We start from the raw sequence: 1,441 nt of genomic DNA on the forward strand, positions 1-1,441 counted from the left end.
CCCACCTCTTTACCTTTGGGAACATAACTCTCGATTAATTCAGCGGTTTTGCCCCAGGCAACGATATTGTGCCATTGCGTATCTGTTATTTTTTCTCCTTTGGAATTTTTATAACTCTCATTTGTGGCGATAGAAAATTTCGCCAGCTTTTTTCCCGATTCAAGATTTACGATTTCAGGATCGTTACCTACGTGACCAATTAACTGTACTTTGTTTCTTAAAGTGCTCATAACTATAGAATTTATTGCAGCTGAAAATCATTAGTTCATTTCAACAGGACAAACGTACCACAGGAGGTTAGTGTTAATTGGTTATCAATTATTTGCTTACGTTTACATCCGTTTGCAAACGTTTAAAATTGGATGATAGGTTTCAGGCACCCACGAAGAAGTTTGCTGATTTAAAAGCTTTTTTCTTAAAAGAAGGCAGAAATCTCTATCCTCTCAAGATGATCCTGAATTTTAGTAGATTTGTTGAGGAGCTAATAAAGCTATTAATGGACAGGTGGATTTATTAATTTGTTGGCGATAATATTGATCAAAATATGGGTAAAAAAGAAAAAACTTATAAAATAAAAGTTCCCGTTTATTCTTCCGAATTATTCGAAAACACAAAGGGACTTTTTGAAGGACATTCTTACGAGGATATGATAAACTACTTAGATAGGAAAGTAGAGGAACATACTCGATTAAAACCTAAGCTTTCAAGAAAAAGAAGAAATAAAATAAAAGAAATTGAGGTTCAAGACATTGAACAACATAATTGCGAGATTGGAAAAATTCCAGCCCGGCTTTTTAAAATAACTGCATACAATACAAACTTACTTGACGGTTATGTAGAAACAAAAGAAAAAATAAACCTAACTAAGAAAGATAAAGTTGGAAGCGAAACGAATTTTATGCTGTTGTACCCAACAATATTTGGGATTGATGCAAACCAATATCAGTATCAATGGAAAATTTTACTTTATGAAGATCCAACTAAAGACAATAAAGAGCTTGCCTCTATATGCAAGTTAGTTCTAGATAAGGTTTTCAATATAAAAGTTGCAAATATTAAATTAGAAAGAGTTCTAAAAAAACTAAGAGAAAGAAAAATCATTTCCGAACTCAAAATGGAGTTTAAATCGCAAACTTATGATGAGAACGAAATAGATACTGACTTAAAGCAATATTTAGTATCAGCTTCCTTAAAACAGATCAAGAATGAAAAATTCCAAAATGTTCCATTTGATGAAGTTGAAAAATTGATAAATGATAAGGAATATGAGAAGGATTATCAAAAAAGAATTTTAAAATTCATACTAAATAAAAAAGAAATTAAACTCACCAATGAATATGTCGAAGCAAAAGCAGCAATTCAAGAAACAGTTGAGGAAATATTCAATTCAGATGTTGTAATTGGTGAAGCAGAAACCGAAAAATTATTTAATATTAATTTT

The 1,441-nt window shown here is 31.0% G+C and carries 2 protein-coding genes; one reads left to right on the forward strand and one right to left on the reverse strand.

The window, feature by feature from the left end:
- Window positions 1-230 (reverse strand): single-stranded DNA-binding protein (locus tag RM529_RS17335; protein WP_311485996.1); only part of this gene is annotated, 230 nt, incomplete at its 3' end.
- A gap of 314 nt (window positions 231-544) precedes the next feature.
- Between RM529_RS17335 and RM529_RS17340 the strand changes: the two genes are divergently transcribed.
- Window positions 545-1,441, forward strand: an 897-nt coding sequence (locus RM529_RS17340) for a hypothetical protein (protein ID WP_311485997.1), incomplete at its 3' end; no start/stop codon positions are given.

Source organism: Autumnicola edwardsiae, from assembly GCF_031846505.1.
GTDB classification, from domain to species: Bacteria; Bacteroidota; Bacteroidia; order Flavobacteriales; family Flavobacteriaceae; genus Autumnicola; species Autumnicola edwardsiae.